The 25,398-nt window shown below is 69.1% G+C and carries 24 protein-coding genes and 1 pseudogene; 12 read left to right on the top strand and 13 right to left on the bottom strand.

Going from position 1 to position 25,398, the window contains the following annotated elements; genetic code table 11:
- Window positions 1-64: 64 nt before the first annotated feature.
- Genes ACAM58_RS23595 through ACAM58_RS23585 form a run of 3 tightly spaced genes read right to left on the bottom strand, consistent with a single transcriptional unit; the run spans window position 65 to window position 2,803 of the window.
- A complete protein-coding gene (locus ACAM58_RS23595) occupies window positions 65-928 on the bottom strand; it encodes a creatininase family protein (protein ID WP_015867518.1) in 864 nt (287 codons plus the stop codon).
- A gap of 16 nt (window positions 929-944) precedes the next feature.
- Complete coding sequence (locus ACAM58_RS23590; protein WP_369663669.1) at window positions 945-2,219, bottom strand: amidohydrolase family protein; 1,275 nt, start codon at window positions 2,217-2,219, stop codon at window positions 945-947.
- Window positions 2,216-2,803: an NAD(P)H-dependent oxidoreductase gene (locus ACAM58_RS23585; protein WP_062367290.1), complete on the bottom strand. Its 588-nt coding sequence runs from the start codon at window positions 2,801-2,803 to the stop codon at window positions 2,216-2,218. Before ACAM58_RS23585 ends, ACAM58_RS23590 begins: the two co-directional genes overlap by 4 nt.
- 162 nt (window positions 2,804-2,965) lie before the next feature.
- On the opposite strand from ACAM58_RS23585, the gene ACAM58_RS23580 reads away from it, so the two are divergent.
- The gene (locus ACAM58_RS23580) at window positions 2,966-3,253 is read left to right on the top strand and encodes a hypothetical protein (RefSeq protein WP_369663668.1); all 288 of its coding nucleotides are present in this window, start codon (window positions 2,966-2,968) and stop codon (window positions 3,251-3,253) included.
- Between the two features lie 7 nt (window positions 3,254-3,260).
- Here ACAM58_RS23580 and ACAM58_RS23575 read toward each other — a convergent pair whose 3' ends face one another.
- Window positions 3,261-4,484, bottom strand: coding sequence for an MFS transporter (locus tag ACAM58_RS23575; RefSeq protein WP_369663667.1), 1,224 nt, complete (start codon window positions 4,482-4,484; stop codon window positions 3,261-3,263).
- Window positions 4,485-4,594: 110 nt separating this feature from the next.
- Between ACAM58_RS23575 and ACAM58_RS23570 the strand changes: the two genes are divergently transcribed.
- Window positions 4,595-5,539, top strand: a complete 945-nt coding sequence (locus tag ACAM58_RS23570; protein ID WP_369663666.1) for a LysR family transcriptional regulator — start codon at window positions 4,595-4,597, stop codon at window positions 5,537-5,539.
- An 18-nt stretch (window positions 5,540-5,557) separates the two neighbouring features.
- Here the strand turns inward: ACAM58_RS23570 and ACAM58_RS23565 are convergent, their stop codons facing one another.
- Window positions 5,558-6,415 (bottom strand): hypothetical protein, encoded by an 858-nt coding sequence (locus ACAM58_RS23565; protein WP_369663665.1) that lies wholly within the window; start codon window positions 6,413-6,415, stop codon window positions 5,558-5,560.
- A 121-nt stretch (window positions 6,416-6,536) separates the two neighbouring features.
- Here ACAM58_RS23565 and ACAM58_RS23560 point away from each other — a divergent pair, with 121 nt between their 5' ends.
- A complete protein-coding gene (locus tag ACAM58_RS23560; protein WP_015867511.1) occupies window positions 6,537-7,256 on the top strand; it encodes a carbonic anhydrase in 720 nt (239 codons plus the stop codon).
- A 13-nt stretch (window positions 7,257-7,269) separates the two neighbouring features.
- Here the strand turns inward: ACAM58_RS23560 and ACAM58_RS23555 are convergent, their stop codons facing one another.
- Window positions 7,270-7,953: a TetR family transcriptional regulator C-terminal domain-containing protein gene (locus ACAM58_RS23555; RefSeq protein WP_015867510.1), complete on the bottom strand. Its 684-nt coding sequence runs from the start codon at window positions 7,951-7,953 to the stop codon at window positions 7,270-7,272.
- A 151-nt stretch (window positions 7,954-8,104) separates the two neighbouring features.
- Between ACAM58_RS23555 and ACAM58_RS23550 the strand changes: the two genes are divergently transcribed.
- Entirely contained in the window at window positions 8,105-9,175 is a 1,071-nt protein-coding gene (locus ACAM58_RS23550) for an asparaginase (protein ID WP_015867509.1), read from the top strand.
- A 6-nt stretch (window positions 9,176-9,181) separates the two neighbouring features.
- Here ACAM58_RS23550 and ACAM58_RS23545 read toward each other — a convergent pair whose 3' ends face one another.
- From ACAM58_RS23545 to ACAM58_RS23535, 3 genes are read right to left on the bottom strand one after another with little or no spacing between them, the layout of a single operon-like run.
- Complete coding sequence (locus ACAM58_RS23545) at window positions 9,182-10,000, bottom strand: phosphatase PAP2 family protein (RefSeq protein ID WP_278879997.1); 819 nt, start codon at window positions 9,998-10,000, stop codon at window positions 9,182-9,184.
- A 10-nt stretch (window positions 10,001-10,010) separates the two neighbouring features.
- Window positions 10,011-10,835, bottom strand: a complete 825-nt coding sequence (locus ACAM58_RS23540) for a metallophosphoesterase (protein ID WP_369663664.1) — start codon at window positions 10,833-10,835, stop codon at window positions 10,011-10,013.
- The gene (locus tag ACAM58_RS23535; RefSeq protein ID WP_278880988.1) at window positions 10,832-11,797 is read right to left on the bottom strand and encodes a diacylglycerol kinase family protein; all 966 of its coding nucleotides are present in this window, start codon (window positions 11,795-11,797) and stop codon (window positions 10,832-10,834) included. Before ACAM58_RS23535 ends, ACAM58_RS23540 begins: the two co-directional genes overlap by 4 nt.
- 249 nt (window positions 11,798-12,046) lie before the next feature.
- Here ACAM58_RS23535 and glyQ point away from each other — a divergent pair, with 249 nt between their 5' ends.
- The 5 genes and pseudogenes from glyQ to ACAM58_RS23510 all read left to right on the top strand — a co-directional run bounded on the left by glyQ (window position 12,047) and on the right by ACAM58_RS23510 (window position 17,489).
- Window positions 12,047-12,952, top strand: coding sequence for a glycine--tRNA ligase subunit alpha (glyQ, locus tag ACAM58_RS23530; protein ID WP_018907073.1), 906 nt, complete (start codon window positions 12,047-12,049; stop codon window positions 12,950-12,952).
- Window positions 12,953-12,955: 3 nt separating this feature from the next.
- Window positions 12,956-15,093 (top strand): annotated as a pseudogene (gene glyS / locus ACAM58_RS23525) (glycine--tRNA ligase subunit beta).
- A gap of 22 nt (window positions 15,094-15,115) precedes the next feature.
- Window positions 15,116-15,709, top strand: coding sequence for a D-glycero-beta-D-manno-heptose 1,7-bisphosphate 7-phosphatase (gene gmhB, locus ACAM58_RS23520; protein WP_015867503.1), 594 nt, complete (start codon window positions 15,116-15,118; stop codon window positions 15,707-15,709).
- Window positions 15,709-16,485 carry a lysophospholipid acyltransferase family protein gene (locus ACAM58_RS23515; RefSeq protein ID WP_369663663.1) on the top strand — a complete coding sequence of 259 codons (777 nt, stop codon included), beginning with the start codon at window positions 15,709-15,711 and terminating at the stop codon, window positions 16,483-16,485. Before gmhB ends, ACAM58_RS23515 begins: the two co-directional genes overlap by 1 nt.
- 47 nt (window positions 16,486-16,532) lie before the next feature.
- The gene (locus ACAM58_RS23510; protein ID WP_369664510.1) at window positions 16,533-17,489 is read left to right on the top strand and encodes a M48 family metallopeptidase; all 957 of its coding nucleotides are present in this window, start codon (window positions 16,533-16,535) and stop codon (window positions 17,487-17,489) included.
- Between the two features lie 602 nt (window positions 17,490-18,091).
- Here the strand turns inward: ACAM58_RS23510 and ACAM58_RS23505 are convergent.
- From ACAM58_RS23505 to ACAM58_RS23490, 4 genes are all read right to left on the bottom strand, one after another.
- A complete protein-coding gene (locus ACAM58_RS23505; protein ID WP_015867500.1) occupies window positions 18,092-18,862 on the bottom strand; it encodes an SDR family oxidoreductase in 771 nt (256 codons plus the stop codon).
- Window positions 18,863-18,929: 67 nt separating this feature from the next.
- Window positions 18,930-19,847, bottom strand: a complete 918-nt coding sequence (locus ACAM58_RS23500; protein ID WP_369663662.1) for a pseudouridine synthase — start codon at window positions 19,845-19,847, stop codon at window positions 18,930-18,932.
- On the bottom strand, window positions 19,844-21,154 hold the full coding sequence (locus tag ACAM58_RS23495; protein WP_369663661.1) for a leucine-rich repeat-containing protein kinase family protein: 1,311 nt from the start codon (window positions 21,152-21,154) through the stop codon (window positions 19,844-19,846). Before ACAM58_RS23495 ends, ACAM58_RS23500 begins: the two co-directional genes overlap by 4 nt.
- 9 nt (window positions 21,155-21,163) lie before the next feature.
- Complete coding sequence (locus ACAM58_RS23490; protein WP_018907067.1) at window positions 21,164-22,243, bottom strand: MBL fold metallo-hydrolase; 1,080 nt, start codon at window positions 22,241-22,243, stop codon at window positions 21,164-21,166.
- 122 nt (window positions 22,244-22,365) lie between these two features.
- Here ACAM58_RS23490 and ACAM58_RS23485 point away from each other — a divergent pair, with 122 nt between their 5' ends.
- From ACAM58_RS23485 to aceK, 3 genes are read left to right on the top strand one after another with little or no spacing between them, the layout of a single operon-like run.
- Complete coding sequence (locus ACAM58_RS23485) at window positions 22,366-22,764, top strand: MerR family DNA-binding transcriptional regulator (protein WP_015867496.1); 399 nt, start codon at window positions 22,366-22,368, stop codon at window positions 22,762-22,764.
- 41 nt (window positions 22,765-22,805) lie between these two features.
- Window positions 22,806-23,573 (top strand): carbonate dehydratase, encoded by a 768-nt coding sequence (gene can / locus ACAM58_RS23480; RefSeq protein WP_278875245.1) that lies wholly within the window; start codon window positions 22,806-22,808, stop codon window positions 23,571-23,573.
- 4 nt (window positions 23,574-23,577) lie between these two features.
- Window positions 23,578-25,398 (top strand): bifunctional isocitrate dehydrogenase kinase/phosphatase, encoded by a 1,821-nt coding sequence (gene aceK / locus ACAM58_RS23475; RefSeq protein ID WP_027730152.1) that lies wholly within the window; start codon window positions 23,578-23,580, stop codon window positions 25,396-25,398.

Here is a 25,398-nt window from a genome sequence, read left to right as displayed (position 1 = left end):
CTCTCGAAGGCTGGTGAAGGAAGGGTTGGAAAAAAAGCGATGAAGCGGATGCAAGTAGCGCGCCTCAGGCGGCCTCGAAGGACTGCTGGATGAAGCCCTGCTGGTGGCCGCGCTCCCAGGTGGCTTCCTCGCGCACCACCCAGCGCAGCGCATGCAGCTCGGTCAGCGCCTGCACCCAGCTGTCGGACAGCGTGTCCAGGATCTCCTGGCCCTGTTCGCGCGTGGCGCTGGTCGGGTCGCCGATCACGCCGCTCGGGCCGAAGTCGCGCGCGGTCCAGGCGCAGGCCGGGCGGCCATCGGCCGACAGCAGCTTGATCGGGAACGGCGGCGGAAAGTTGGCGGCCGCGCGCTCCATGTGCACGGTGTCGGGCGCCAGCGCGAGCATCAGCGCGGTCTCGGAATGGCCGGCGTGCATCGAGAGCTTCTTTTCCTGCTCGCTGATCTGCCTGCTCGATGCGTTCGGCAGGCGCGACACGCCATGCGGCACCACCACGAAGTCGCCATGGCGCAGCCGCAGCTCGCGCGCCGCCATCTCCAGCACCTGCGGCTGGCCGCCATGGCCATTGGCGAACAGCAGCTTGCGAAAGCCGGCGCGGTAGACCGACTCGCCGATCTCGGTCACGGTCGACAAGAGCGTGGTGCCGGTGAGCGTCATGGTGCCGGGAAAGTGCAAATGCTCTTCCGACTTGCCGTAGGTGATGGTGGGCAGCGCGAAGGCGCGCACCTCGGCCGGCAGCTTCTCGAGCGCCTTGCCCATCACGCCCGAGGCGATCACGCTGTCGACCGAGCACGGCAGGTGCGGGCCGTGCTGCTCGATGGCGCCGCAGGGCAGCACGATGACGGTGTTCTCGCGGTCGGGCAGTGCCGCGATTTCGGTCCAGCTCAGGTAGGGCAGGAAGCGGTGGGGCGGGATGTAGCCGTGGAGCATGGGGGTCCTTTGTTCGTCAGCGGGGAAGGAAGGGCGCCGCATCGCCATGCGTGACGCGGCCCTCGCGCAGCACCACGCGGGTGGCGCTGCGCGAAGGCCAGCCATGGCGGTCGGCCTGGGTGAACAGCACGAGGTCGGCCTTGGCGCCCACCAGCGTGGGCGCCGCCGTGGCGGGGGCGCGCTGCAGCCAGTCGCCGCGGCACAGCGCCTGCGACCAGTCGTCGAAGGGATCGGGCAGTTGGGCGACGAGCGCGGCCGTGCCCAGCGCCTCGACCGGGTCGAAGCTGCCGAGGCGGCAGAACGGGTCCTGCACGTTGTCGCTCGCGAACAGCAGCGGAATGCCGCGTTCGCGCGCTTCCTTCACCAGCGTGAGGCCGCGCAGGCGCGGCGTGCGGCCCGTCACCGCGTCCTGCAGCAGCAGGTTGGTGGCGGGCAGCGAGACGATGGTGATCGGCGCGCGTGCGACGGCATCGAGCGTAGCGAAGGCCTGGGCTTCGGGCTGCGCGGCCAGCGCACAGACGTGGCCGCAGACCACGCGGCCTTCGAAGCCGATCTCGCGCAGGATGCGCGCGGTGGCCTGCAGGCCGACCGCCGACGCATTCAGTTCTTCATCGACGTGCAGGTCGACGTCGAGGTCGCAGGCCTGCGCCGCCACCAGCAGGTTGCGCAGCGCGTTCTCGCTCCAGTTGGTGGAATGCACGAAGCCGCCAAGCAGCGCATGCGGCCCGGTGGCCTTCACCTGCTTGGCAAGCCGCAGGGCCTGCGCGGCGTCCTCGAACAGCGGCAGCTTGATGAGGCTGACCTGCTCCAGCCGCACCTTGCCGGCCCATTCCTGCGCGAGCTCGGCCATCACGGGCCAGGCCAGCGGCACCGTGTCGGGCTCCCACCAGTCGACATGCGTGCGCACATGCGTGGTGCCGCATTCCCAGGCCCACTGCAGGCCGCGCGCGGCGCGCTCGTGCACGTCGGCGGGGCTCCAGTGCACGCGGTCGGCCAGCATCGCGTCGATGGCGCCGAGCAGGCCGGGCTGCACCTTTTTCATGCGCGGCAGCGTGAAGGCCTTGTCCAGGTGCGTGTGGGCGTCGACGAAGCCCGGCAGCACCAGCGTGCCGGCCAGGTCCCATGCTTCGGGGTGGGGCTCGTCCGGGCCGGAAGCGGGCCGCACCGACTGCACGCGGCCGGCCTCGAGCGCGATGCGCGCCAGCACCGGCACGCCGTCGCGCTCTGGCCAGCCGGCCGGCAGCAGCCAGCGCGGCAGGCGCGCATTGCCGAGCAGCGCGGGCGCCTTCATGCGAAACGCGCCATCGCGGCGCCGACCCGTGCCATGAAGCGCTTGAGCTGGGGCTCGGTCGCCACGTTCATGTGGTAGTGGGCGTGGTAGTCCACGCGGGCGCGGCGGCCCGTGAGCCGCAGCATGTAGCGCGTGACGATCTTGCGCGGCGGGTCGCCCATGTACCAGGCCATCCAGCGCGGCCGCCCGTAGGTGACCACGGCGCTGATGCGCTTGATGTGCGTGAGCATCGGCTTCACGTTGGCCGGATCGCTGATGTCGAAGGCCACGCCGGGCATGAAGAGCCGGTCGAAGTAGCCCTTGAGCATCGCCGGCAGGCCGAAGCACCAGGTCGGAAAGCAGAACACGATGCCCTCGGCCCACCGCAGCCGCTCCACATAGGGCTTGAGCGGCAGCTGGTTGCCCGGCACCTCGTGGTAGCCGAGCCGCTCCTCGCGCGAGAGCACCGGGTTGAAGCCCTCGGCGTACAGGTCGCAGTCGTCCACCTCGTGCCCGGCCGCGCGCAGGTTCTTCAGCACCTCCTGGTGCAGGGCGGCGTGGAAGCTGGTTTCGACCGGATGGCAGTAGACGACGAGCACGCGCATGAATTTGACCGCTTAATCAGAGCAAGTGGTCAGGTTATGCAAGCGACGTGCCAGTCCGAATGCACCGGAGTGGGGCTCGGGGGCCGTCATTGCTTCGGAGGACGCGGCGGCGCCGATCGCCTATGTTTACCGCCAGTGCGCACCGATGCGCAGGAGAGCCATATGCAACCGCGCCATGCACAGAGCATTTCTTCCGTCTACGAGAAGGTGATCGCGCTGGCGCTCGTCGTGAACGCCGCGCTCTTCGCCGTCTACGTCATGCTGCCGCGCGCCCATGGCAAGGCGCCGCTCGACGAGGCGCAGTCCGAGGAAGTGCGGCGCATCGGCGCCGCGGCGGCCGGTGGCGGCGGCGGAGAAGACCTGCAGGCGGAATCGCATACCCGGGTCATCGACACTGCCTTCGGCCCCACCGTCGAATTCAAGCCGTGCTGCGCAGCGGGCTCAAGGTGAGCCGCCGCTACCTGGCCTTGCGCGGCCAGAGCCGCACCGCCAGCGCCGCGGCGGCCGTGGCGGTCGCCAGCCCGGTCACGCCGGCCCAGCCCCATTGCGCGAGCGCCAGCGCGCCCAGCGCCGAGCCGGCCGCCATGCCGATGAACATGCTGGTGAACAGCACCGCATTGAGGCGGCTGCGCGCACCGGGCTCGATGCCGTAGACGATGGTCTGGTGCGCGATCAGCGCCGCCTGCATGCCCAGGTCGAAGCCGACTGCGGCCAGCGCCAGCAGCCAGAGCTGCGCCTGCGGCGCCATCAGCGGTGCCAGGCCCATGGCCGCGAACGACAGCACCGCCAGCCCGGCGCCCAGCCGCGTCACCAGCTCGGGCCCGCGGCGGTCGGCCAGCCGGCCGGCCAGCGGCGCCGCCAGCGCGCCGGCCGCGCCGGCCAGGCCGAAGGCGCCCGCCGCCGCGCTGCCCAGGTGGAAGGGGGCGCCATGCAGCATCACGGCCAGCGTCGACCAGAACGCGCTGAATCCCACCGCCAGCAGCGCCTGGGCCAGCGCGGCGCGGCGCAGCATGCGGTGGCGCGACCACAGCGTGCCCAGGGAGCCGAGCAGCGCGGCGTAGGCCAGGTGCGTGGTGGGCCGGAAGCGCGGCAGCCCGCGCCAGGCGGCCGCGCCGATCAGCGCGATGCTGGCCGCGGCCGCGATGAACATCGCGCGCCAGCCGAAGTGCTCGGCCACGAAACCGCTCACCACGCGCGACAGCAGGATGCCGAGCAGCAGCCCGGTCATCACCGTGCCCACCGTCTTGCCGCGCGAGGCCTCGGGTGCCAGCGTGGCGGCCGCGGGCACGATGTCCTGCGCCATGGTCGCCGCCAGGCCGATCGCCAGGCTGGCCGCGAGCAGCACGCCGATCGACGGCGCGGCGCCGGCCACCAGCAGCGCGGCGCACAGCGCGGCCGCCTTCGCCAGCACGATGCGGCGCCGGTCGAAGCGGTCGCCCAGCGGCGCCAGCAGCAGGATGCCGAGTGCGTAGCCCAGCTGCGTGAGCGTGGGAATGAGCCCCACCGAGCGGGGCGAGGCGCCGATGTCCGCGCCCAGCACGCCGAGCATCGGCTGGGCGTAGTAGAGCGACGCCACCGACAGGCCCGCACCCGTGGCCAGCAGCAGCACCAGCGATCCCGGCAGGCTGCGCCCCTCCGGCACGGCACCAGCCGCTGCATGCATATTTTGAATGGAAGACATGGTGTTAACCCTTGAATATCGAGCGATGACTGAAATGTGCACGCTCACGGTATAGCTTGGTAGTCTCGAGAATCGCACAATGCCTATACGCCAAGCGAATAAAGCAAGCCATGTCGACTCTCTCCTCTCCCGCCGCCGACCGCATCGAACTGATGCAGACCTTCGTCCATATCGTCGAGGCCGGCAGCCTTTCGGCCGCCGCGCTCCAGATGGGTGCGACGCAGCCCACCGTGAGCCGCCGCCTGCAGGCGCTGGAGCGCTCGCTGGGCGTGCGGCTCCTGCGCCGGTCCACGCACGCCATGAAGCTCACCGAGGATGGCGAGCGCTGCTACGAGCGCGCCCGGGAGCTGCTCGCCGACTGGCACGCCTTCGAGGCCGACCTGCGCGGTGTGGGCGACGAGCCCGAGGGCACGCTGCGCGTGGTGGCGCCGCATGCGCTCGGCCAGTTGCTGCTGGTCGGTCCGCTGGCCGACTACCTCCGGGCCTATCCGCGCGTGTCGGTCGAATGGCTGCTGAACGACCGCCGGCCCGACTTCATCGCCGAAGGCGTCGACTGCGCGATCCAGGTCGGCGAGGTGACCGACACCCTGGCGGTGGCGCTCAAGCTCTCGGAAGTGCCGCGCGTGGTGGTCGCTGCGCCCTCGGTGCTGGCTGGGCGCGCACTGCCTGCGCATCCGTCGGAGCTGGCCGAGCTGCCGTGGCTCGCGCTGCGCACCTTCTATCGCAATGAGGTGCTGCTCACGCACCGCCCGAGCGGCGAGGTCGCGCGCGTGCCGATCCGCCCGCGCATGAGCACCGACAGCCTCTATGCGCTGCAAAGCGCGGCGCGCATGGGCCTGGGTGCCTGCATGGCCTCGGCCTGGCTGGTGAACGAGGACATTGCCGCCGGCCGGCTGGTGCAGCTGGTGCCGCAATGGCATGTGGCGCCGCTGCCGGTGTACCTGATCTATCCGCCGTCGCGCTTCCAGCCGGCGCGCCTGCGCCGCTTCATCGAGACCATGCGGCTCGCGCTGGCCGATCCGGCAGGCCGCACCTGGGAGACGGGCGCGGCCTGAGCGCGGCCGGCGGCGGCCTCAGCCGGCCCGCCGCGCCGCATGCGCGGTATCGGCGAACCACGACAGGAAGTGCAGCAGCCAGCTCGTCGCTTCGTCCAGGAAGCGCGGCGTGAGCCGCAGCTGCGCGCGTCCCGCGTCATGCGCCAGGTGGCCCGCCTCCGTCGCCTCCTTCAGCATGCCGCGCACGTGCGAGTGCGACAGGCCCAGTCCCTCGGCGAGTTCGCGTGCGCGCAGCGGGAAGGCCGCCGGGGGCGAGCCTGCCACCGGGTTGGCCTTGAAGTGGTCGCGCAGCAGCAGCATCGCGACCCGGCCGCCGCCGTCGCGCTCGTCGAACCAGCTCCAGCCGCCGAAGCGGCCGCGGTGCAGCGCCACCTGGTCCAGGATGGTGCCGGCGCGGCTCACGAAGGCCGAGAAAAAGGCGACGTCGTCCGCCAGCCTGTCGGCATGGCCGGCGCCCAGCAGGCCGAGCGCCTCGCAGCAGCGCAGGTGGTGGGCGATCCAGGCGCGCAGGCCGGCAATCAGCCGCTCCTGCGGCACCAGGTAGCGCACGCGGCGGTCGCCGGGATCGGCCTCGGCCGCCACCATGCCCGTGAGCCGCAGCACGGCGACGAAGCTGGCCAGCGTGCGCGTGCCGCGGCTCGCGTGGCGCTGCAGCAGCGCCAGCGTGGGGCGCTCGGCGCCCTCTTCCTTCCAGCGGTAGTGCTGCACCACGATGCGGCCCGCGGCGTGCGACTGCATCGCGCGGCCGAAGATCTTGTTGATGAGCCGCTCGCCCCAGTGCATGCGCACGATCGCGTCGCAATAGAGCGCCACGGCTTGGGCGCGGGCTTCGTAGGAGATCGAAAGCGCCAGCTCGGGCGGCGGCAGGAAATCCATGCAATGTTTGGACTTTGATGTTCTCGATACATAGCGTAACAATTCGCGCGCCAGTGCGAAAGCCCGGCATTCCTGCCGGGAGACCCGGCGAACTCGACAACCACCAAGAACGGAGTTCCTCATGTGTGACTGCCAATCTTCCGCCGCGCTGCCGGCAACCTCGCGCCGCCGGCTGCTGGGCGGCGCGGCCGCTTTGGCCGCCCTGGCGTCCGGCGCCGATGCGTTCGCGGCCGACACGCCGCTGCCCGACAACCGCATCGGCGGCGATGCCGCGCTCCAGCGGCTGGTGCAGGGCAATCTGCGCTATTCGCAGGGCCGGCAGACGCAGCGCGATTTCAGCGTGGGCCGCGTGGCGCGCACCTCGGGCCAGAAGCCGTTCGCGGCGATCCTTGCCTGCGCCGATTCGCGCGTGGCGCCCGAACTGGCCTTCGACCAGGGCCCGGGCGATCTTTTCGTGGTGCGGCTGGCCGGCAACTTCGTCAACGACGATGGCATCGCCAGCATGGAATACGCGGCCAAGTTCCTCGACGTGCCGCTCATCATGGTGCTCGGCCACAGCAACTGCGGCGCCATCTCGGCCACCATCAAGGTGCTGCAGGAAAACGCCGTGCTGCCCGGGCACCTGCCGGGGCTGGTCGCGTCGATCCGCCCGGCCGTGGAAGCCGCGTCGCGCCGCGAGCCCGCCTCGCTGCTGCAGGCGGCGACCGAGCAGAACGTGCGCCAGAGCGTCGCGCGCCTGGCCACGTCGGCGCCCATCCTCGGCGGCATGGCCGCGAGCGGCGCGGTCAAGGTGGTCGGCGGAATCTACGACCTGGCGACCGGCCGGGTCAGCATGGTCTGACGAAGGCCCGCGGCTAGGCTTGGCTGCCGATGCCGCAGCCGCCCAGCACGAAGGCCACCAGCTCGCGCGCGATCGGCTCGCGGTCGATCGGCGCATCGGGCGGCAGGCCGAGCATCACGCGCGTCTGGATCGCGTAGTCGGCGTAGCTCTGGGTCATGGCCCAGATGTGCATCAGGAGCAGGCGCGCATCGAGCGGACGCATCTGCCCGCGCGCGATCCAGCCGTTGATGATGTCGACCTTCTTCTGCGTCCAGGCCTGCGCGTTGGGCCAGTAGCGGTCGAGGTTGCGGCCGCCGTCGAGCACTTCGCGCGTGAAGATGCGCGAGATCTCGGGGTTGTCGAAGGCGTGGTCGAGCTTCTTGCGGATGTAGTCGCCCAGCACGGTGGCCGGGTCGCTGGCGTCCTCGAACGAGAACACCACCTTCCAGGCATGCAGCACCTGCATCAGCAGCTCTTCGTAGAGCTCTTCCTTGCCGGCGATGTAGTAGTGCAGCTGGGGCTTGGTGAGGCCGGCGCGCGCGGCAATGGCCTGGGTGGAGGTGCCCTTGAGGCCATGCAGGCTGAACTCGGCCACGGCCGCGGTGCGGATCGCCGCCATGATGCGTTCGCGCCCCGGCCGCGCGCGCGACAGCGGGCCGTCGGGGGCGGGCATTTCCTGGGCGGTGCTGGGGGACAGGGCGGCGGGATCGGCGTTCATGGCATGGCGGATATGCGGCGGTGCGCCCGGCGATGGTAATCCTTGGCGCATGGCCGCATGCCATGCCGGCATGGAAGCGCAGGGCATGCGGGCACGGTTCATGTATCTTCTCGCCGCTTCCAGAATTTCGTCCCAACAAAGGAGTTCCTTCATGTACCTTTCCCCCCGTTTCCGCGCCTTCGCGGCCGGTGCCGCACTGCTCGCGGCCAGCGCCCTGGCGCAAGCCCAGCAGGCGTTGCCCAATGTGGTGATCCTGGCCACCGGCGGCACCATCGCGGGCGCCGGCGCCTCGGCCGTCAACAGCGCCACCTACGCGGCCGCCAAGGTCGGCGTCGAGAAGCTGATCGCCGGCCTGCCCGAGCTCTCCAAGATCGCCAACGTGCGCGGCGAGCAGGTGTTCCAGGTCGCTTCCGAAAGCCTCACCAACGACAACCTGCTGACGCTGGCCAAGCGCGTCTCGGCGCTGTCGAAGCAGGCGGACGTGGACGGCATCGTCATTACCCACGGCACCGACACGCTCGAGGAAACCGCCTACTTCCTCACGCTCACCGTGCACACCAGCAAGCCGATCGTGGTGGTCGGCTCGATGCGCCCGGGCACGGCCCTTTCCGCCGACGGTGCGCTCAACCTGTACGACGCCGTCAGCGTGGCCGGCAGCAAGGACGCGGCGGGCAAGGGCGTGCTCGTGACGATGAACGACAACATCGACAGCGGCCGCGACGTGAGCAAGAACGTCAACATCAAGACCAGCGCCTTCTCGAGCCAGTGGGGCCCGCTCGGCATGGTGGTCGAGGGCAAGAACTACTGGTTCCGCGCGCCGGTCAAGCGCCACACCATGAGTTCGGAGTTCGACATCGACGCCATCACCGCGCTGCCGCCGGTCGAGATCGCGATGGGCTACGAGGGCGTCTCGTCCATCGCCATCGACGCGCTGGCCAAGAGCGGCGTGAAGGCAATCATCCACGGCGGCACGGGCAACGGCTCGGTGGCCAACCGCATCGTGCCCAACCTGCAGAAGGCGCGCACCGACGGCGCAATCATCATCCGCAGCTCGCGCGTGCCCGACGGCTTCGTGATCCGCAATGCCGAGCAGCCCGACGACAAGTACGACTGGGTGGTGGCGCACGACCTGCGTCCGCAGAAGGCGCGCATCCTGGCGATGGTGGCGCTGACCAAGACCAGCGACACCAAAGAGCTCCAGCGCATCTTCTGGGAGTATTGACCCGCCCTAGCGCGCGGCGCGGCGCTTGCGGTGCCGCGCGTATTCGAGGCTGCCCACGCACACGAGCAGCCAGGCCAGGCCGGTCAGCAGGCCGGCCGCCACGTCGCTTGCGAAATGCACCTGCAAGAACACGCGGCTGCACGCGATGGTGACGATGGCGGCGGCCGCCGCCATGGCCGCCGGCACATGCCAGCGCGCCGGTAGCAGGCGCAGCGCCAAGTACATCAGCATGCCGTAGCTCACGATCGCGCCCGCGCTGTGGCCGCTCGGGAAGCTGTAGCTCGTCTCCAGCGCCAGCCCGTGGTCGTGCAGCGGCCGCGCGCGCGCGAAGATGCGCTTGAGCGCCGGGTTCAGCAGCACGATGCCGCCGAGCGCCATGACCCAGCCCAGCGCCAGGCCGTGGTGCGCGCGGCGCCACAGCAGCAGCGCCACCACCACGCACACCGGCGCCAGCAGTTCGGCATCGCCCAGGTGCGTGAGCCAGCTGAAAGCCACCAGCGCCGCCCACGGCAGGTGCTCGCCGATGGCATCGGCCAGCGCCTGGTCGGCCAGGCCCAGCAGGCGCCCGTCGCCGAGCTTCGATGCGATGTATGCCACCAGGCTGGCCGCCCCGAGGATCCACAGGAAGCCGATGGCCAGCCCGGCGGCCAGCCGCGGTTCGTCGGGCTCATCGGCCGGCGATCTCCTGAGGCGCCGCCGCTGCAGCGCCTGGCAGGCCAGGCCGGCGCCGAGCACCGAGACGGCGAAGGCGCCGGCGAACCAGGCCAGCGAATGCTCGCCCAGCTGGCGGGCGAGAAGGACGAGTGCAGGGGCTTCCATCGGCATGCGGCGCACCCTAAGCGGGCGCCCTGGCGCTGGCAAGCGGAAGCTGCAAAACCTTGGCGCACACGAAGGCCTTGTCGGCGGCCGAATGGTCCCAGCGCTCGGCCTGGCACACGCGGCCGTCTTCCGGCGCGCCCAGGCGCAGCACGTTCACCGAATTGGGATGGCCCGCGCGCACGCGCGAAGACACCGCCGTGCCGGCCTGCACCGCCCATGCGGTGCGCGGGCAGCCGGCGTATGCACCGTGCAGCGAACGCACGAACGGCAGGTGGATGTGGCCGCCCAGGATCAGGTCCGCGCCGGCTGCGCACCAGCGCGCGACGGCGGCTTCGCGCCCGTGCAGCCGGTTTCGCATGTCTTCCTGCCGCGTCACCATCACGGGCTGGTGCGTGACCACCACGCACAGTTGCGAAGGCAGGGCGCCCGCCAGCCGCGCTGCCACCCGCTCGATCTGCGCCGGCGAGACCTCGCCGTCCGCATGCCGCCACCAGCGCGTGGTGTTGACCGCCACCACCAGCCAGTCGGCGGACTCGAACACCGGCTCCAGGTCGGTGCCGAAGGCGCCGGCGTAGCGCCCATAAGGCGAGAACAGGCGCGCCCCCAGCTGGAACAGCGGAATGTCGTGGTTGCCCGGAATGGCCACCACGGCCGGTGCGGCCAGACGATCGACGAAGGTGCGTGCGGCCGCGAACTGCCTGCGCGTGGCGCGCTGCGTGATGTCGCCCGAGAGCACCACCACCTGCGGCGCCAGGGCCTGCGCGAGCCGCTCGAGCGCAGCCATCACCTCGGGCTGCTCGGTGCCGAAATGCGTGTCGGAGATCTGCAGCAGGCAGCTCATTGCTTGGCGGCCTCCAGCTCGGGCGCGACGTCGGGCCGTACCAGCCACAGCGGTTCGGGCGAGACCCGGAACAGCAGCGGCATCTCGGCCCAGGCGATCTCGCCGTCGGTGGCCACCTTCACGCGGCGCGGCGGATGCAGGCGGCCGGCCTTCACCGTCATCGACTCGAACGGAAAGCTCAGCACCTCGTCGGCGTTCCCCAGCCGGCCGAGCGCGCCGCGCACCAGCAGGCCGGGCATCGCCAGCACGCCCATCGGCTTCAGCGCCACGGCGGCCAGCTGGCCGTTCTCGGGTGCATCGGCATGCTCGATGCCCACCTGCAGCAGCTGCAGCGGGTTGTTGCCCACGAAAAGCGTGGTCGTGCGGATGTCGCGCTCCACCCCGTGCGAGGCGATGCGCAGGTTCCAGTGCCGGTGGCCGCGCATCACGGTGAGCAGGCCGGCAAAGAAAGCGACCCAGCGGCTGCGGCCGTAGCGCACCTTGTAGCTTTCGCGTTCCTCCAGCAGTTCGGCATACAGGCCCATGCTGGCATTCACCAGGAAGATGCGGTCGTTGACCAGCCCCACCTGCACCGGCCGCGGCTGCTCGTCCAGCAGCACCTGCAGCGCCTGCGCCGTGTCGCGCGGAATGCCGTGGGCGCGGCTGAAATAGTTGAAGGTGCCCTGCGGCAGCACGCCGAAGGCCAGCCCGCTGCCGAGCGTGGCCCGCGCCACCGTGTTGAGGGTGCCGTCGCCGCCCGCGGCCACCACCACGCCGTCCACGGCGCGGGCGCGCTCCACCGCCTCGCGCGCCAGCGCCTGCACCGTCGTGCGTTCGTCGACCAGGAAGATGCGCAGCCTGCGGCCGGCCGCGGCGCAGCCTTGCTCGATGATTTCGCGGGTTTCGGCGGCGTCCGCGCTGCCGGAGCCGGCGTTGAGAACGACGAACAAGGGGGAGTTCGGACCGAGGGGAGACGGCTGCATGTCGATGGAAATCGGAAAAAGGAGGGGAAGAGCCCGGCGGGCTGCGAAAGTTCGGGCGCGGGGGGCAGGAAGCCCGGGAAAAGCGCGGTGCGCGCCCCTGACCCGCGGTTGTCGCACGGCCGGCCGGTCCGCGCAGGCGGCCGGCATGCCGGCTTGCTGTGGGAGAGCGGCCCTCCGCCCGTAAAATCGTCTGCTTTCGCGGTGCTTCATCGCGCTACCGTCCAACGCCCGGTCACGCCGGCCTGCTTCATGTTGACCTTCCAGCAAATCATTCTCAAACTGCAGTCGTACTGGGCCGACAAGGGCTGTGCGCTGCTGCAACCCTACGACATGGAAGTGGGCGCGGGCACCTCGCACACCGCCACCTTCCTGCGCGCACTCGGCCCCGAGCCCTGGAAGGCCGCCTACGTGCAGCCCAGCCGCCGCCCCAAGGACGGCCGCTACGGCGAGAACCCCAACCGCCTGCAGCACTACTACCAGTACCAGGTGGTGCTCAAGCCGGCGCCCAGCAACATCCTGGAGCTGTACCTCGGCAGCCTCGAGGCGCTGGGCTTCGACTTGAAGAAAAACGACATCCGCTTCGTCGAAGACGACTGGGAGAATCCCACGCTCGGCGCCTGGGGCCTGGGCTGGGAGGTCTGGCTCAACGGCATGGAGGTGACGCAGTTCACCTATTTCCAGCAGGTCGGCGGCATCGACTGCAAGCCCATCACCGGCGAGATCACCTACGGCCTGGAGCGCCTGGCCATGTACCTGCAGGGCGTGGACAACGTCTACAACCTCACCTGGACCGACGGCCTGAGCTACGGCGACGTCTACAAGCAGAACGAGGTCGAGCAGTCGACCTACAACTTCGAGCACAGCGACGCCGAGTTTTTGTTCACCGCCTTCGCGGCGCACGAGAAGCAGGCCAAGCACCTCATGACCGAGCAGCTCGCGCTGCCGGCCTACGAGCAGGTGCTCAAGGCCGCGCACAGCTTCAACCTGCTCGACGCGCGCGGCGCCATCAGCGTAACGGAGCGCGCGGCCTACATCGGCCGCATCCGCAACCTCGCGCGCAGCGTGGCGCAGAGCTACTACGAGAGCCGCGAGCGGCTCGGTTTTCCGATGGCGCCTCGCGAGTGGGTTGCACAAATCACGAAGAAGGCGGCCTGAGCGATGACGAGCGTGCAAAAGAACCTGTTGGTCGAACTCTTCGTCGAAGAGCTGCCGCCCAAGGCGTTGAAGAAACTCGGCGATGCCTTCGCCGGCGTGCTGCGCGACCAGCTCGTGGCCCAGGGGCTCGCCGAGCCCGCCTCGGTGCTCACGGCCTACGCGTCGCCGCGCCGCCTCGCTGCGCACCTCACGCACGTGGCCGAGCGCGCCGCCGACAAGGCCGTCTCGCAAAAGCTCATGCCCGTGGCCGTGGGGCTCGACGCCTCGGGCCAGCCCACGCCCGCCTTGCTGAAGCGCCTGGCCGCGCTGGGCGCCGACGCCTCGGCCGTGCCTGGCCTCAAGCGCGCGATGGACGGCAAGGCCGAAGCGCTGTTCTACGAAAGCACCGCCAAGGGCGCAACGCTGGCCGAAGGCCTGCAGAAGGCGCTGGCCGAGGCCATTGCCAGGCTGCCGATTCCCAAGGTGATGAGCTACCAGCTCGAAAGCGGCTGCGAGCTGCCCGGCTGGAGCAGCGTGAGCTTCGTGCGCCCCGCGCATGGCTTGGTGGCGCTGCATGGCGATGCCGTGGTGCCGGTGGAGGCGCTCGGCCTGAAGGCCGGCCGCGAGACCCACGGCCACCGCTTCGAGGCGGCCGTCGATCCGGTCGTGCTGCGCGACGCCAACAGCTATGCGCTGCAGATGCAGGACGAGGGCGCGGTCATCGCGAGCTTCGAAGCGCGCCGCACCGAGATCGCGCGCCAGCTCGCGGCCGCGGCCGTGCGGGTCGGCGGCGCTGCCGTGCCCATCCACGATGACGCGCTGCTCGACGAAGTGACCGCGCTGGTCGAGCGGCCCAACGTGCTGGTCTGCAGCTTCGAGCGCGAATTCCTCGAGGTGCCGCAGGAGTGCCTGATCCTCACGATGAAGGCCAACCAGAAGTACTTTCCGCTGCTCGACGCCTCGAACCGGCTCACCAACAAGTTCCTGGTGGTCAGCAACATCAGCCCGGAAGATGCGAGCGCGGTGGTCGGCGGCAACGAGCGCGTGGTGCGTCCGCGCCTGGCCGACGCCAAGTTCTTCTTCGACCAGGACCGCAAGAAGTCGCTGGCCTCGCGCGTCGAATCGCTGGGCAAGGTGGTCTATCACAACAAGCTCGGCACCCAGGGCGAGCGCGTCGAACGCGTGATGCGCATTGCGCGCGGCATCGCCGAAAAGCTCGGCGCCGCCGCGCTCGTCGCGCATGCGGTGCAGGCCGCGCAGCTGGCCAAGGCCGACCTCGTGACCGACATGGTCGGCGAGTTCCCGGAGCTGCAGGGCACCATGGGCCGCTACTACGCGCTGCACGACGGCCTCGCTGCCGAAGTGGCCGACGCGATCGAAGACCACTACAAGCCGCGCTTTGCCGGCGACGAGCTGCCGCGCAACAGCGTGGCCTGGTGGTCGCGCTGGCCGACAAGCTCGAGACGCTGGTCGGCATGTTCGGCATCGGCAACCTGCCCACCGGCGACCGCGATCCCTTCGCGCTGCGCCGCCATGCGCTCGGCGTGATCCGCATGCTGATCGAGAAAGACCTGCCGCTGAAGCTCGACGCGCTGCTGCAGGACGCCGCCGCGCAGTTCAAGGACATCGACGGCTTCGACACCGGCAAGGCCACGGCCGAGCTGCAGGACTTCATCCTCGACCGCCTGGCCGGCAGCCTGCGCGAGCAGGGCGCCAGCGCGCAGGAAGTCGACGCCGTGCTGGCGCCGCGGCCGCAGCGCCTGGGCGAGGTGCCCAAGCTGCTGGCGGCGGTGCGCGCCTTTGCCGCACTGCCCGCCGCCGCCGCGCTGGCCGCCGCCAACAAGCGCATCGGCAACATCCTCAAGAAGGCGCCCGAGGCCGACGCGCACGTCAGCGAGCTGCTGCTGAAGGAGCCCGCCGAGAAGGCGCTGCATGCCGCCATGGCCGAGGTCGTGCCCGCGGCCAACGCCCAGTTCGATGCCGGCGACTACACCGCCTCGCTGCAGACCCTGGCCGCGCTGCGCGAGCCGGTCGATGCCTTCTTCGACGGCGTGATGGTCAATGCCGAGCAGGCCGACCTGCGCCTGAACCGGCTGGGCCTGCTGATGTCGCTGCACGCCGCGATGAACCGCGTGGCGCAGCTCGAGCGGCTGGCTGCTTGATCATCCCCCCGGCGACCTCACGATGGGCGGCACTGCCATGAAACTCGTCATCCTCGACCGCAACGGCACGATCAACGTGCACCGCGAAGACTTCGTCAAGAGCGACATCGAGTGGACGCCGCTGCCCGGTGCGCTCGAGGCCGTGGCCCGGCTCAACCATGCGGGCTGGCATGTGGTGATCGCGTCCAACCAGTCGGGCCTGGGCCGCGGGCTGTTCGACATGGCCTCGCTCAATGCCATGCACGCCAAGATGCACAAGATGCTCGCGGCCGTGGGCGGGCGGGTCGATGCGGTCTTCTATTGCCCGCACAGCCCCGACGAGGGCTGCGATTGCCGCAAGCCCGCGCCGGGCCTGTTCCGCCAGATTGCCGACCGCTACGGCATCGACCTGAAGGACGTGCCCACCGCGGGCGACAGCCTGCGCGACCTGCAGGCCGGCGCGGCCGCCGGCTGCGAGCCGCACCTGCTGCTCACCGGCATGGGCGCGGCCTGCCGCGGCGTCGATCCGCTGCCTCCCGAATACCCGGCGAACACCGTGGTTCACGAGAACCTCGCCGCCTTTGTCGACTTTTTGCTTGCGCGCGAAGCGCAGGCTGCACTGCAGGTGGCTGTCTGATGGCTTTTATCCGTTCCGTTGTCCATGCCCTGTGGATGCTCGTCACCGTGGTGCCCTGGGGCATCATCATGTGCGTCAGTTCGCTCTGGAAGCGCGGCATTCCGCTCTACTGGATGGCGGTGCAGTGGCTCAGCTGGGCCATCCGCGGCGCGCGCGTGCTGCTGGGCATCCAGACGCGCGTGACCGGCATGGAAAACCTGCCCGCCGACAAGCTGGCCGGCGCGGTCCTGCTGGTGAAGCACCAGTCGACCTTCGAGACCTTCCTGATGCCCACGCTGATGCCGCATCCGCTGGCCTTCGTGTTCAAGAAGGAACTGATCTACGTGCCCTTCTTCGGCTGGGCGATGGCCCGGCTCGACATGATCCACATCGACCGCAGCCAGCGCGCGCAGGCCTTCAACAAGGTCGTGAACCAGGGCCGCAAGCTGCTGGCGCAGGGCATCTGGATCATCATGTTTCCCGAGGGCACCCGCATTCCGCGCGGCCAGAAGGGCACCTACAAGAGCGGCGGCACGCGCCTCGCATGCGAGACCGGCGTGCCGGTGATCCCGGTGGCCGTCACCTCGGCCAAGGTCTGGCCGCGCAAGGCCTTCATCAAGCGCCCGGGCGTGGTCGACGTGTCGATCGGCCCGGCCATTCCCAGCGTGGGCCGCAAGCCCGACGAGCTGATGCGCGAGGTCGAGGCCTGGATCGAATCCGAGATGCGCCGGCTCGATCCCGAGGCCTACCGCGACAGCCTGCCGCTGCCGCAGGCGCCGCAAGAGGCGCTGAAGTAGTAGAAGAAAAGAAAGAACCCGAGATGCGGGGACTGCTTCAGTTCACGATGGACCTGTTCGAAGGGTTGGGCAGCGAGTTTGCGCCGGCCAAGCCGAGCGAGCCGCGCGGCAAGAAGGTCCGGAAAAAGGCGGCGCCGCCGGCCGTGCCCGCACCCCCGGTCGCCGATGCGCAGCCAACAGGCAGGGCCGGGGACGCTGGTCCTGCGCAGCCCGCCGTCCCGCTGCGCGACACGCTCGCGCTCGCAAGCTTCGTGCACCCTGAGGCCACGCGCGAAGCGGTGCTCGGGTCGGCGCGCGTGGCCTACGAGTTCAAGCGCGGCAAGCGCAAGACCATCGGCTTCGTGGTCGGCGCCGAAGGCCTGTCGGTGCGCGCGCCGCGCTGGGTCACGCTGCGCGACGTCGATGCCGCCATCCAGGAGAAGGCCGGCTGGATCCTGCGCAAGCTGCTGGAGACACAGCAGCGCCACGCACGCGTCGAGGCCACGCGCATCGACTGGAAGGACGGCGCGGAGTTTCCCTTCATGGGCGAGACGGTCGTGATCCGCCTCGATCCGAAGCACGGCTTTGCAAGCGTCGGCGGCACGCTCGATGCAAGCGATGACGCCGCCGGCCCGCGCACTTTGCGCCTGGCCGTGGCGCAGAACGCCGAGGCCTCGCAGATCCGCGATGCCGCCCAGGCCTGGCTCATGCGGCAGGCGCGCCGGCTTTTCATCGAGCGGCTCGACCATTTCGCGCCCCGGCTCGGGGTGCGGTGGCAGAAGCTGTCGCTGTCGAATGCCGCGACTCGCTGGGGAAGCGCGAGCGCGGATGGGTCGATCCGGCTGAACTGGCGGCTGATCCACTTTCGCCTGCCGGTGATCGACTATGTGGTGGCGCATGAGCTGGCGCACCTGCGGGTGATGGACCACTCGCAGCGGTTTTGGGATACGGTGGAGAGCGTGGTGCCGGACTATGACCTGCTGCGGCAGCAGCTCAAGGATGAGGCTGTGCCTCGGTGGTCTTGAGGTTTGTTTTTTTGTTTTCCGGGGCCGGGATTCCGCCCGGCGGCGGACTCACTTTCTTTTGCTTCGCCAAAAGAAAGTAAGCAAAGAAAAGGCGACCCCACTGTCTGCGACCCCTTCGCTGCGCTACGGGGCAACCTGCGGTGCTCGCGTTTCGCGGGGTCTCGCAGAACTCGCCTTCGGCTCAAACAGCTGCGAGCCCTGATCCGCGAAACGCTGCGCTCCTCGGCGCATACAGAGGGGAGAGCAAACCACACGGGCCTTTGCTTCGCTCGGCCACCAAGCCACCGCGGCGCGCAGCGCCGCGGTGGTTGGGCTGTTGTTATTGGCTGTTGGATATTGGGGCCGAGCGAAGCGAAGGCTGCCCGCTCCCACCCCTTCTGTATGCGCCGAGGAGCGCAGATGGAGGCGGGATCAGGGCCGCAGCTGTTTGAGCGAAGCGAGTTCTGCGGACCCCCGCCGTAATCGAGCACCGCAGGTTGCCCGTAGCGAAGCGGAGGGACGCAGACAGTAGGGTCGCCTTTTCTTTGCTTACTTTCTTTTGGCGAAGCAAAAGAAAGTGAGTCGCCCGCCGGGGCGAGTCCCGGCCCCCCACCTCAAAAAAATCAGCGAGCGTGCGTAACCCCCCCATCCACCACCAGCGTAGACCCCATCACATAGTCCCCCGCCCGGGAGGCGAGATAAATGGCCGCCCCCGCCATGTCCTCCGGCACCCCGATGCGCCCCGCGGGAATCCGCTCCTTCACTTCATCGCCATGGTCGCGCGCGAGCTTGTTCATGTCCGAGGCAAACGCTCCGGGCGCGATCGCGCTCACCACGATCCGCTCCTGCGCGAGCCGCAGCGCCATGCGCCGCGTGAGCTGGATCAGGCCGGCCTTGCTTGCGGCATAGGAGTACGTCTCCTGCGGATTCACCGAGATGCCGTCGATGGACGCAATGTTGATCACCTTCGCGAGGTGGTCGGTCGCCGCCTTCTTGAGCATCGGCGTCAGCGCCTGGGTCAGGAAGAAGGGCGTCTTCAGGTTCAGGTCCACCACCTTGTCCCAGCCGCTCTCGGGAAATTCGTCGTACGGCGCACCCCAGGCCGCGCCCGCGTTGTTGACCAAAATGTCGAGCGCGTCTTCATGCTTCGCATAGGCAGCGACCAGCGCCTGCGCGCCTTCCAGCGTGGACACGTCGGCCGGCAGCGACACGCAATGGCCGAAGGCCGAAAGCTCCTTGGCGGCCTGGTCGCAGGCCGCGGCCTTGCGGGCGGAGATGTACACGCGCGCGCCCTGGGCCAGGAAGCCCTCGGCAATCATGCGGCCGATGCCGCGCGAGCCGCCGGTGATCAAGGCGCTGCGGCCCTTCAGCGAGAAGAGTTGGGTGGTGTCCATGGTGCAGGTGTCTCCTGAATGAAAGATTTCAGGAAACGAGCTTAGTGCGCGGCGTGCGCGCAGGGCGTCACCTTGGCGGCAGCGCCAGGCTGCGCGGGCTCGTGAAGCTGCGCAGCTCGCCGCTCACCGGGTCCTGGAACGCCACCGACTTGGCCAGCAGCTGCAATGGCTTGTCGAAGTCGTCGCTGTCGGGCGGCAGCAGCGTAGGGTAGAACGGATCGTTGACGATCGGCATGCCCAGCGCCATGCAGTGCACCCGCAGCTGGTGCTTGCGGCCGGTGACCGGCGAAAGCTCCAGCAGGGCGTGCCCGCCCGCCGTCTTCCGCAGCGCGATGCGCGTTTCCGAATTGGGCTCGCCGGCCTCTTCCTTCACACGCATGAAGTGGTCGTCGTCGACCAGCCGGCTGCGGTAGGTGCCGGGCACCGACGACACGCCCGGCTGCCACGGCACCACGGCCTCGTAGTGCTTGTCGATGCGGCGCTCGGGGAACATGGCCTGGTAGGCGCCGCGCGTTTCGGGACGCACTGAAAAGAGCACCAGCCCCGCGGTGCTGCGGTCGATGCGGTGCAGCGGCACCAGGTCGTCGAGCTTCAGCTTGCGCTTGAGCCGCACCAGCAGGCTTTCCTGCAGGTACTTGCCGGTGGGGGTCACGGGCAGGAACGGAGGCTTGTCCGCCACAACGAGCTGGTCGTCCTGGAACAGCACCTGCTCGTCGAAGGGGATGCGCACCTCGGCATCGAGCGTGCGGTAGTAGTACACGCGCAATGGCGCCTGGTAGCGGCGCTGCGCGGTCACGGGGACGCCGTGCTCGTCGACCACGTCGCGGGCTTCCATGCGGGCCAGCCAGGCCTCGCGCGTGATTGCCGGAAAGCGTTCGATCAGGAACTCGGCGATGGTGGGCCATGCGCCTTGCGGAAGGCCGACGCAGCTCGGGCCGACGCCGTCGCGCGTGGGCAGGGGCAGGCGCTGGCGCTGGCCCGTCATGGCGAGAGCTCGCCCTGGAGCAGCGCCAAGGCCTCGGCGAACGAGGGCCGCGCGGACGCATCGGCCTGCAGGCAGCGATCCTTCAGCACGACCACGGCCTGCGGCAGTGCATCGCTGCAGCGCTCGAGCAGTTCTTCCAGCAGGCAGCCGAAGGCGCGCATCTCCAGCCGCTGCAGTGCCAGCGCTTGCATCGCGTCGAGTGCGCCCGTCATCCAGGCCGCACCGAAATCGCCGAGCAGTCCGCCGCCTTGCGCGTTCCAGAGGATGTTGTGCGCGTAGAGGTCGCCGTGCAGCATGCCGCGCGCATGCAGGTGCCGCATGGCGGACGCGATGTCGCGGGCAATGCGCAAGGCCACGGCGGAAGTCCACTGCGCATCGGCCGCATAGACGTCGCGCGTGCAGGACGCGAGGCTCGGCGGGCCGGCGAGCGTGCGGAAAGACGGATCCACCAGCGCCATGACCAGGCCCTGGGTGCCATCCGGATGTCCATCGATCCGGCCTTGTGCGGCGATCAGTGTCGGATGCGCGCCGGCCGCGATGCTGGCGGCCATCTCGCTGTGCGGCCAGCCGTCGCTGGTGACCGCGCCCTTGAACAGCTTGACCGCCACCGGCCGCGACGCGGGGCCCAGCACCGCCTGGTGGATGACGCCCGATGCGCCTTCGCCGAGCTTTTGTCCCAGCGCCAGGTCGCGCCAGTCGACATGCGGCACCGACTGCGCGGCGATGGCTGCCTGCTCGGCCTGCATGTCAAAGGGGTTGCCTGCACCCGCGAGCCACGACAGGCGCGGCAGCGCCAGCAGCCATGCGGGCAGCGCCTCGAAGTTGTTGGCCGAAATGCGCAGCAGCTCGAGCCGGCCGCAGGCCGCCAGCGATTCCGGCAGCGCACGCAGCCGGTTGCCGGCCAGCATGAGCTTCTGCATGGCGGTGCATTGGCCCAGCGCCTCGGGCAGGGTCTCGATCTGGTTGTCCGTGAGGATCAGCCAGCGCAGCGCCGGCAGCCGCAGCGCGGCGGCAGGCACGGTGCGGATGCGGTTGGCCTTGAATCCGACCATCTCCAGCGCCTGGCACTGGCCGATGGATTCGGGCAGCTGCGTGAAGCGGTTGTCGGAGCAGAACAGCACGCGCAGGCGGTGCAGCCGGCCGAGGTCGTCGGGCAATGCGTCGAGCGCATTGCCGGAGAGGTTCAGTGTCTCGAGCGAATCGGCCAGGTCGAAGATCTCGCGCGGAAACTCGGTGAGTCCGCACGAGAGATCGATTCGTCTTGCGCCTGCCAGCCGGCCCGCGCGCAGCTCAGCCAGCGTGTCCATCCACCGAGTCTAAAGTGCCCGGGCCGTCGCGCTGCGGGGTCCGAAGCGGTAGATGCCGTCCTCGCCGAGCTCGCGCCGGACCTGGCCCGCGAACCACAGCAGGTGCAGGTGCGCCACGGTCTCGCCCATGGCGAAAGTCATCTGGTGCAGATCGAGTTCGCGCTTGAACAGGATCGGCAGGCCCTCGGCCGCGGTCAGCGGGCGCGCGGTGCAGGCTTCGAGCAGTTCGGCCAGGCGGTCGCGGTGGTGCTCCTGCAGCTGGTCGACGCGGCGGTGAATGCCCGTGAACGGCTTGCCGTGCGAGGGCAGGCCCAGCGTGTCGGCCGGCAGCGCCTTGAACTTGTCGATGCTGTCCAGGAAGAGCCGCAGCGAATTGGCTTCGGGCTCGCCTGCATGCACGCTCACGTTGGTCGAGATGCGCGGCAGCATCATGTCGCCGCCCAGCAGCAGCTTGAGATCGTCGCAGTACAGCGCGATGTGCTCGGGCGCATGGCCGTAGCCGCTGATGCAGCGCCAGGCGTGGCCGTTGATGGCCACGGTGTCGCCGTCCATCATTCGCGTGAAGCGGTCGGGCACGGAGGGCACCATGTTGGCGTAGTAGTTGGTGCGGGCGCGGATCTTGGCCACCGCCTCGGGGTCGACGAGGCCGTGCGAGGCGAAGAAGCGCGCCGCCGCGTCGCCGCCCGCCAGCGTGTCGCCGGCGGTGCTCAGCACGCGCGCCACGTGGTAGTCGGTCGAGCTGATCCACAGCGGCGCGTTCCAGCGCGTGCACAGCCATTCGGCCAGGCCGATGTGGTCGGGGTGCATGTGGGTGACGATCACGCGCAGTATCGGCAGGCCCTGCAGCTGCGTTTCGAACACCTGCTCCCACTGCGCGCGGGCTTCGTCGTGCGCGATGCAGCAGTCGACCACGGTCCAGCCCTCGACGCCGTCGAGGCTGTCGCGCAGCAGCCAGAGGTTGATGTGGTCGAGCGCGAACGGCAGCCGCATGCGGATCCATCGCACGCCCGGCGCGACTTCCAGTGCTTCGCCGGGGGCGGGCAGGGTGTCGCCCAGGGGGTAGTGGAGTTCGCGTTCGAGGAGGTTCATGTAAGATTGACGTTTACGTAAACGTCATGGGTTGAGGGCATCATTGTAGGCAGAGCGGGGCCATCCTGCTGTCGCCACGGCAACGCCCCTCCAGACGGCTTTTTTCGGCAGATCCCAGTCCAATGTCCGCGCAAACCTTCACCATCAGCCAGCTCGCGAAGGAATTCGACCTCACGACGCGCGCCATCCGCTTCTATGAAGACATGGGGCTGCTCACGCCCGAGCGCGCCGGCGTGCAGCGCGTCTACAGCGCGCGCGACCGGGCGCGGCTCACGCTCACGCTGCGTGCCAAGCGCCTGGGCCTGAGCCTGACCGAGGCCAGGGACATTCTCGACATGTACGACAGCCCGCGCGACACCGTGCCGCAGCTGCAGAAGTTCCTCGGCGTGCTGGGTGCGCACCGCGCCCAGCTCGAGGCGCAGCTGGCCGAGCTGCAGGCCAACCTGGCGGAAGTGCGCGAGCACGAGAAAAAGGGCCGCGCGGCCCTGGCCAAGGCGCAGAAAGCGGCCAGAGCGGCCTGAGATCCCGACCGAACCACCACGACTCATCGACAATCACGCCCATGTCCGACAATCTTGATGACCTGTTTGCCCACAACCGTGCCTGGTCCGCACAGATGGAACGCGACCGGCCCGGCTTCTTCACCAGCCTGGTGAAGCAGCAGACGCCGCGCTACATGTGGATCGGCTGCTCCGACAGCCGCGTGCCCGCCAACCAGATCACCGGCCTGGAGCCGGGCGAGGTGTTCGTGCACCGCAACGTCGCCAACATCGTGGTGCACTCCGACCTCAACGCGCTCTCGGCGATCCAGTTCGCGGTCGAGCACCTGAAGGTCGAGCACATCATGGTGGTGGGCCACTACGGCTGCGCCGGCGTGAAGGCGGCGCTCAGCGGCAAGCGCATCGGCCTGGCCGACAACTGGATCCGCCACATCCAGGACGTGCGCGACCGCCACGCCGTGATGCTCGATTCCCTGCCCGAGGACGTGCGCGTCGATGCGCTGTGCGAGCTCAACGTGGCCGAGCAGGTGGTCAACGTGGCCGTCAGCACCGTCATGGTCGATGCCTGGGGCCGCGGCCAGAAGGTCAAGATCCACGGCTGGACCTTCGGCGTGCACGACGGCCTGCTGCAGGACCTGGGCCTGAACGTCGATGGCGCCAGGCCGCTCGACGCGGTCTACAAGGCCGCGGTGCAGCGCATCCGCTACAAGTGGAGCAAGCCCGCGGGAGCCTCGCCGTCGGCGCAGGCCGGGGCCGACGGGACCGAAGGCATCGATGCCGCCGCGGCCGTTGCCCAGGCCATCGAGAGCACCGGAACGAAAACCGGCTGAACCCATGTTCCCGCAGCGTCTCGACTCACCGCTGGCCTACGACATCGCCAAGGCGATGATCGACGGGTTCAATCGCCACTACACGCTGTTCCGCGCCGAGTCGGCGCGTGCCAAGCACCGCTTCGAAACGGCCGACTGGCATGGCCAGCAGCGCGCGCAGCGCGAGCGCATCGAGTTCTACGACATGCGCGTGAACGAGGCCGTGGCCCGGCTCGAGAAAGAGTTCAAGGCCGGCGACCAGCCGATGGAGGTGTGGCACCAGGTCAAGCTGCACTTCATCGGCCTGCTGGTGGACCACCACCAGCCCGAACTGGCCGAGAGCTTCTTCAATTCGGTGACCACGAAGATCCTGCACCGGGCCTACTTCCAGAACGACTTCATCTTCGTTCGCCCGGCCATCAGCACCGAGTACATCGAGCCGCGCGGCGCGCCCACGTACAGGCCCTACTACCCCTCGCACGACACGCTGGCCGACACCATCGAGCAGATGCTGGACGACTACGGCCTGCAGGGCGGCTTTGCCAACAAGCGGCGCGATGCCGAGCGCGTGGCGCACGCCATCATGGGGCGCTTCCACCAGGTGAAGCTGCGCGCCAACTTCCAGCTGCAGGTGCTCTCGGGGCTGTTCTACCGCAACAAGGGCGCCTACGTGGTCGGCAAGATCATGAACGGCTTCGTCGAGCTCCCGTTCTCGCTGCCGATCCTGCACGACAGCCATGGCAAGTTCTACGTGGACGCGGCGCTCTTCGGCGAGGACGATCTGCAGATGCTCTTCAGCTTTGCGCGCGCCTACTTCATGGTCGACATGGAAGTGCCCTCGGCCTGCGTGCAGTTCCTGCGCTCGCTCATGCCGCGCAAGCCGCGCGCCGAAATCTACAACGCGCTGGGCCTTGCCAAGCAGGGCAAGACGCTGTTCTACCGCGACTTCCTCTCGCACCTGAACTACTCGAGCGACCGCTTCCGCATCGCGCCCGGCATCAAGGGCATGGTCATGCTGGTGTTCGACCTGCCGTCGTTCCCGTTCGTGTTCAAGGTCATCAAGGACTTCTATCCGCCGCAGAAGGACACCACGCGCGAGCAGATCAAGGGCAAGTACATGCTCGTGAAGCAGCATGACCGCGTGGGCCGCATGGCCGACACGCTCGAATACAGCGACGTCGGTTTTCCGCTCGACCGCTTCGAGCCCGAGCTGATCGACGAGATCCGCAAGTTCGCGCCCAGCCAGCTCGAGATCGGCGACCGCGACGGCAACGGGGAGATGGAGCTCGTGCTCAAGCACGTCTACATCGAGCGCCGCATGATCCCGCTCAACATCTTTCTGCAGGAGGCCTTCGACACGCTCGCCAACCCCGAAAGCCCGGCCCACGCCAAGCGCGCGCAGGAACAGCTCGAGCATGCGGTGGTCGAGTACGGCAACGCCATCAAGGACATGGTGGCAGCCAACATCTTTCCGGGCGACATGCTGTGGAAGAACTTCGGCGTCACGCGCGGCGGCAAGGTGGTGTTCTACGACTACGACGAGATCGAATACATCACCGACTGCCAGTTCCGCAAGGTGCCGGCGCCGCGCAACGAGGAAGACGAGATGAGCGGCGAGGTCTGGTATTCGGTGGGCCCGAAGGACGTGTTCCCGGAAACCTTCGAGCCTTTCCTGCTCGGCAACGACGCGGTGCGCAAAGCCTTCATGGCGCACCATGCCGACCTGCTCGACGCTGCCTTCTGGCAGCACCACAAGGAGCGCATCCGGGCCGGCCAGATGCTCGACGTGTTCCCGTACGAGGAGTCGCAGCGCTTTCCGCACGAGGGCCATGCGACCCATTTCTGA

The sequence above is a fragment of the Variovorax sp. V116 genome (assembly GCF_041154435.1).
Lineage (GTDB): Bacteria > Pseudomonadota > Gammaproteobacteria > Burkholderiales > Burkholderiaceae_C > Variovorax > Variovorax paradoxus.
This window is presented reverse-complemented; position numbering and strand designations above follow the sequence as displayed.